The sequence below is a fragment of the Kytococcus sp. HMSC28H12 genome (genome assembly GCF_001816045.1).
Classification (GTDB): Bacteria; Actinomycetota; Actinomycetes; order Actinomycetales; family Dermatophilaceae; genus Kytococcus; species Kytococcus schroeteri.
Genome location: NZ_KV824415.1, coordinates 1 through 5,962, shown reverse-complemented (window position 1 = coordinate 5,962; position 5,962 = coordinate 1). Strand labels below are relative to the sequence as shown.

Sequence of the window (5,962 nt, the reverse complement as noted above, 5' to 3'; positions counted from 1 at the left end):
GGGCCAGCACCGGGCGCAGGTCGCGGCGCCCGCCGTCCTTGTACCCCCGGACGAGCGCCCGCAGCGCGCCCCGGTAGTCGCCCCCGGCCCACACCGGCACCCCACCGAGGTGACCGACCACGCACCCCGGGTGCACGGCCGCCGCGAGCTCGTCGGTGCAGCCCGGGCACCACCGGTGGCCGGGTGCCCCGCAGCCGCCGCAGGCCCGGGGCACCACGAGGTCGCCGAGCTCCTGCCACGCGGGGTGCACCACCCCATCGGACCGCAGAGGAACCGTCCGCTGCTGGCCCCGCGCCCACTCCTGTGGACGGGCACCCGCTCAGCGGCCCGGCACCACCACCTCGCTGGCCACGTTGGCCACGAACCAGGTGGCCCCCGCCTTGGTGAGCACGCGGCCCCCCTCGGTGGTCACGAGCAGGCCGTCCTCCCGCTCGTCGGGGTAGGCGGCCACAGCCACCGCGTTGTCCACCGAGCCCTGCAGCTCGGTCCAGCCGCCCAGCTCGGAGCGCCACACCTTCTGCTCGCCGTCGGGGCCCGGCGTGCCCAGCAGCGCCACGGAGTGCTCGTCGATCCAGGCCAGGTCCTGCACCCCACCCACCTGCGGGGCGATGGGGCGCGGCTCGGTGAGCGAGGTCGGCTCACCCCCGGGCCCGCGCACCACCCCGACCACGGCCACGCGGTCCCGGCCACCACCGCGCAGCACCACCAGGGCGCGGGCCCCGTCGGGTGACATGCGCACCTGCACCACCTGCTCGTCCCCCAGCCATGGCACCGAGAGGCTCTCCGGACGGCCGCCCCGACGGCTCGTGTCGAGCACGAGCACCTCGGTGTCCTCCTCCTGCCCCTGTGTGGTCCACAGGAAGCCCAGCGGGTCCATGCTCGGCACGGACAGCTCCCCGCGCGCGGTGTACGTGGTGAGCGCGCCCTCGCGCCAGACCCCCAGCACCCGGCCGTCCACCGCGGCCACCGTCCGGAAGTCCGCCGAGACCGCCATCCGGTCCCAGCGGGACGGGACGCTCGGCACGCGCAACTCCTGGGGCTGGGCCAGCGGCTCCAGCTCGGCCGACCCCGGGTCGGCGGCCTGGAGGGCCTGCCGCTGGTGCAGCAGCACCAGCGGCACCACCACGGACACCACCGAGTAGCCGGCCCCCTGCGGGTAGGACAGGCGCTCACCCACCGCGTCGCTCTCGGCGTCCACGAGGTTCCCGCCGACGAACAGGGAGACCGCGTCCACCCCGGGCAGCTGCCGCATCGTGGCCGCGTACTGCGCCCAGGCGAGATTGCGCTGGGCGGGGTCGGCGCCGACCATCGTGTCCGAGAGGCGCAGCACCGCCGTGCCGTCCGAGACCGGGACCGCGGCCGTCTCCAGCCGGGTGCCGGCGGGGACCCCCGTGGAGACGGCCCCCTCCAGCACGCGGGGCACCGGCTCGGTCTGCAGCCGGCCCAGGGCGCTGGTCATGCCCTCCCCGCTGCGCAACCACCGCCGCTGCGGCACGAGCTCCTCGGAGACCGGCGAGCCCCAGTGCACGTCCACCGGTTGGTAGAGGCGCTGGAAGTCGGCCTGCGAGAGCACGATGCCGGTGTCCGAGGGCAGCGAGTCGATGCGCCACTGGCCGTCCACCTGCTCGAGCCCGAAGGTGAGGTCGGCCCGCTCCCCCGGCGCCGCCTCGGTGAGGCGCCCCGAGGCGTCCACCTCCCCGAGCACGGCGAGGTTGACCCGCACCGTGTCGCCGGCCAGCGCGGTGACACCCTGCCCCGCCCGCTGGTCCTGGACGAGCACGCGCGCGCCCGGTTCCCACGAGGCGCTCGCGGCGTCCGTGAGGTACTCGCGGCCCACGCGGTGGTCGCCGGTGTCGTCGATGCCGGTGCGCAGGAAACCGGTGACCACCTGCTCCGGCGTGGCGTCCTGCGGCGGGGGCTCGACCTCCACGGACACCTCCTGCCGGGGTGCCTGGTCCAGCGCCGGCCCCTGTTCCACCGGGGACTGCTCCGGGATCGCCGAGCACCCGGCCAGGGTGGTGCTCAGCAGCGCGGCCGCCCACCAGCGGGCGGGACGGCAGGGTCGGGGGGTCACGGCAGGTCCTCCATGGCGCGGCGGCACTCGGCATCGGCGGGGTGGGGGTCGGGCATCGGGATGGGCGATCCGGCCACGGAGCCGCCGGCGTGGCGGGGCACGGTGAGACGGAAGGTGGCGCCCTGGCCGGGCCGGGAGGACACCTGCAGCCACCCGCGGTGCTCCAGCGCGTCCCCGGCGCAGATGCTCAGGCCCAGCCCGGTGCCGCCGGCGGTGCGGTTGCGGGCGGGGTCGGCGCGCCAGAAGCGGTCGAAGACGTGCTCCATCTGGTCGTCGTCCAGACCCACGCCGGTGTCGCTCACGGCCACCGCGACCGCCGAGTAGTTGCCGTCCACGGTGACCACCACGGGGCGCTGTTCGGCGTGGTCGATGGCGTTGACCACCAGATTGCGTACCACCCGCTCGATGCGGCGCTCGTCCACCTCGGCGCGCACCGCGGCCACCGTGCCGGGCCGTTCCACCCGCAGCTCCACCCCGGCGCCGGCGGCGAGCTGGGAGTGCGCCTCCACCACCCGCCGGGCGAGCTGTTCGAGGTCCACCTCGCGGTGCTGCAGCTGCACCTGCCCGGCGTCCTGGCGCGAGATCTCCAGCAGGTCGGTGAGCAGCTGGTCGAGGCGCTCCACCTCGCCGTGCAGCAGCTCCACCGACCGGGAGCTCATCGCGTCGAAGTCGTCGCGCCCCAGGTGCAGCACCTCGCTGGCCATGCGGATGGTGGTCAGCGGTGTGCGCAGCTCGTGGCTGACGTCGCTGACGAAGCGCTGCTGCAGGTGGGAGAGGTCCTTGAGCTCCACGATCTGGCGCTGCACCACGTCGGCCATGGTGTCCACCGACCGGCCCAACCGGCCCAGCTCGTCGTGCCCCCGCATGCCGGTGCGTCGGTCGAGATCGCCGGTGGCGATCTGCTCGGCGGTCCGCGTCACGCGCGAGAGGGGGTCCAGGGCCAGGTGCGTCACCACGAAGGTGATGAGCCCCGCGATGCCGATGAGGCCCAGCCCGCCCAGGGCGAACGAGGAGCCCACGATCCCCAGCGTGCGCTGCTCGTTCGCCAGCGAGAAGAACAGCAGCATGTCGTGCGGGCCGCTGCCGGGCACCTGGAGGCGTGCGGCCACCACCACCGTCGGGGCCTCCCGCCCGCCGGAGCTGGTGCGGGCGATCATCGAGTGGACGTGCTCGGGGTCCTCGGCCAGCCGCTGCCGCAGCGCCGGGGGCACCTGGGAGACGTCCGCCTCGGGGCGCTCCACCGGGCTGAGCCCCTCCTCGTTGCCCGGCGAGCGCACGATGGCCACCCGCCGCGACCGGTCGTCGCCCTGGCTGGAGGACTGGCGCACCACGTCCGTGGCCGTGGTGTACAGGGTGGCGTTGTCCACCCGGTCGAGGGAGTCGAACTCCCGCTGGGCCTGCCCGACGGCCGTCACGGACTCGCCCATGGCCACCTCGGCCCGGTTGCGCACGAGGCGCTCGCCGATGGCCTGGTAGAGGGAGACGCCGAGCACCACCGACAGGATCGCGGTGAGCAGCAGGCTGACCACGATGGTGCGGAAGCGCAGCGAGGTGCGCCAGGCGCGGCGCACCGCGCGCACGAGGGAGATCGTGGCGCTGAAAGGGCGGTAGGCCACCGGCGCGTCAGATCGTGGGGGCGCCGGCGCGGTAGCCCACGCCGCGCACCGTCTGCACGATGCTGGGACGCTCCGGGTCGCGCTCGATCTTGGCACGCAGGCGCTGCACGTGCACGTTCACCAGGCGGGTGTCGCCGGCGTGCTGGTAGCCCCAGACCTGCTCCAGCAGGGTCTCGCGGCTGAACACCTGCATCGGCTTGCGGGCCAGGGCCACGAGGAGGTCGAACTCCAGCGGCGTCAGGGAGATGGCCTCGCCGTCGCGGTGCACCATGTGGCTGTCGACGTCGATGGTGAGGTCCCCCACCACGAGGCGCTGCTGCGGCGGCGGGGCGGAGCGGCGCATGCGGGCCCGGGTGCGGGCCAGCAGCTCCTGCGGTCGGAAGGGCTTCTGCACGTAGTCGTCGGCGCCCGCCTCCAGGCCGGTCACCACGTCGTGGGTGTCGGTGCGGGCGGTGAGCATGATGATCGGCACGCCGGACTCGGCCCGGATCTCGCGGCACACCTGCATGCCGTCCTTGCCGGGGAGCATGACGTCCAGGAGCACCAGGTCGGGCTGGGTCTCGCGGAAGGTCGCCAGCGCCCGGGCCCCGTCACCGCAGGTGCTCACGCGCCACCCGTCCTTGCTCAGCACGATGCCGAGCATCTCGGCCAGGGCGGCGTCGTCGTCGACGACGAGGACGTGGCCCAGGCCGGCCGGGGACGAGGACGAGGGGGCTGCCATGGGTGCATGGTAACGATTCGGCAACGGCGCCCCCTGCGCCCCGGCGTGGGAGGTGGTCGCCGCCGGGTCAGGCGTGCGCGGGCGGGGCCGGGAGGTCCAGGCCGAGCAGGGCGTTCTCCACCACCTCGGAGAGGGCCGGGTGCGGCCAGTAGCGGCCGCGGGCCCAGGCGTGCGCGTGCTCACCGGAGAGCAGCGCCTCGCCCAGGAGGTTCACGAGCGTGGCGGCCTGGTGCCCCATGACCCACCCGCCCAGCACCGCACCGGTGGTCGCGTCGGCCACCACCTGGCAGGCGCCGGTGGTGTCCTCCATGGCCCACCCGTAGGCCACGTCGGCGTACTCCTGGACCTTCACGACCACCTGGTGGCCGGCCTCGCGGGCCTGCTCGGCCGACAGCCCGATGACGCCGATCTCCGGATGGGTGAAGACGCCGGCCGGCACCGGCACGGTCGGGAAGGAGCGCAGGTCCTGCGGGTGCACGAGATTGTGCGAGACCACCCGGGCCTGGGCGTTGGCCACGTGCTTGAGCATGAGCGGCTCACGGACGTCGCCCAGGGCCCACACACCCTCGGCCGTGGTGCGACCGTGCTCGTCGGTGGTGACGAAGCCCCGCTCGTCCACCTCCACCCCGGCAGCGCCGAGCTCCAGCGCGGGGGTGGAGGGCTGCCGGCCCGCGGCGGCGAGGACCGCCCCGGTGCGCAGGGTGCTGCCGTCGGAGAGGGTGAGCACCGCCTCGTGACCGTCGGTCTCGGCGGCCGTCACCTGGGTGCCGTAGCGCACGTCCCAGGCCTCCTCGGCCAGGGGGGCGAAGCGCTCGCGCAGGTCGTCCGGAAGCGCGCCGAGCAGGCGGTCGCCGCGCAGCAGGAGGGTGACCCGGCAGCCGAGGGAGGAGAAGACGTGGGCGAACTCCACGGCCACCACACCACCACCCACCACGGTGAGGTGCTCGGGCAGCTCCTCCAAGCGCATGATCGTCTCGTTGGTGTGCACCAGCCCGCCCAGCATCGGCTGCAGTGCCTCGGGCACCCGGGCCGAGGAGCCCGTCGCGATGACCACCTGGTCGCCGGTGAGGCGCACCGTGCCGCCGTCGTGCAGGGCCACCTCCACCTCGCGCGCGCCGGTGAAGCGTGCCCACCCCTCGAACAGCTCGGTGCCGGGCCCGGTCCGACGGTAGTCCGCTCCCCCGGCGCTGATGGGGTCGATGCGGTCGAAGATCCGGTCGCGCACCTCGCGCCAGCGCACGCCCCGCAGCTCGGCGTCCACCCCCAGGCGCCCCGCGTCACGCACCGTGTCGGCCACCCCGGCGGTCCACACGAACATCTTGGTGGGGATGCAGCCGTGGTTGAGGCAGGTACCGCCGAAGACGCCGCCCTCCACGAAGGCGACGCGCAGGCCCCCGTACTCCTGGGTGGGCAGGGAGTTGCCCGAGCCGGACCCGATGACGACGACGTCGAAGTGCTTCTGCTCCATGGGCCACAGCCTAGGGCGGTGGCGCGCCGCGGCCCGCTGCCGGCCGGGCCGACCGGCGGACCGGCTCAGCCGCGCTCGCGCAG

Annotated in this window: 4 protein-coding genes and 1 pseudogene; all 5 read right to left on the bottom strand. The window is 74.7% G+C overall.

The window, feature by feature from the left end:
- Nucleotides 1–250: pseudogene (locus tag HMPREF3099_RS05450) on the bottom strand (ComF family protein); the annotation flags it as partial.
- Between the two features lie 69 nt (nucleotides 251–319).
- Entirely contained in the window at nucleotides 320–2,074 is a 1,755-nt protein-coding gene (locus tag HMPREF3099_RS05445; protein WP_070705009.1) for an LpqB family beta-propeller domain-containing protein, read from the bottom strand.
- Complete coding sequence (gene mtrB, locus HMPREF3099_RS05440) at nucleotides 2,071–3,690, bottom strand: MtrAB system histidine kinase MtrB (protein WP_083323528.1); 1,620 nt, start codon at nucleotides 3,688–3,690, stop codon at nucleotides 2,071–2,073. Before mtrB ends, HMPREF3099_RS05445 begins: the two co-directional genes overlap by 4 nt.
- Before the next feature lie 7 nt (nucleotides 3,691–3,697).
- Nucleotides 3,698–4,411 carry an MtrAB system response regulator MtrA gene (mtrA, locus tag HMPREF3099_RS05435; RefSeq protein ID WP_070705006.1) on the bottom strand — a complete coding sequence of 238 codons (714 nt, stop codon included), beginning with the start codon at nucleotides 4,409–4,411 and terminating at the stop codon, nucleotides 3,698–3,700.
- Nucleotides 4,412–4,478: 67 nt separating this feature from the next.
- On the bottom strand, nucleotides 4,479–5,879 hold the full coding sequence (locus HMPREF3099_RS05430) for a mycothione reductase (RefSeq protein ID WP_070705003.1): 1,401 nt from the start codon (nucleotides 5,877–5,879) through the stop codon (nucleotides 4,479–4,481).
- Nucleotides 5,880–5,962: the final 83 nt, after the last annotated feature.

Bases quoted from the DNA above. Each gene is read 5' to 3' on its own strand.
- mtrA (WP_070705006.1), bottom strand. From the start codon at position 4,411: ATGGCAGCCCCCTCGTCCTCGTCCCCGGCCGGCCTGGGCCACGTCCTC.
- HMPREF3099_RS05430 (WP_070705003.1), bottom strand. From the start codon at position 5,879: ATGGAGCAGAAGCACTTCGACGTCGTCGTCATCGGGTCCGGCTCGGGC.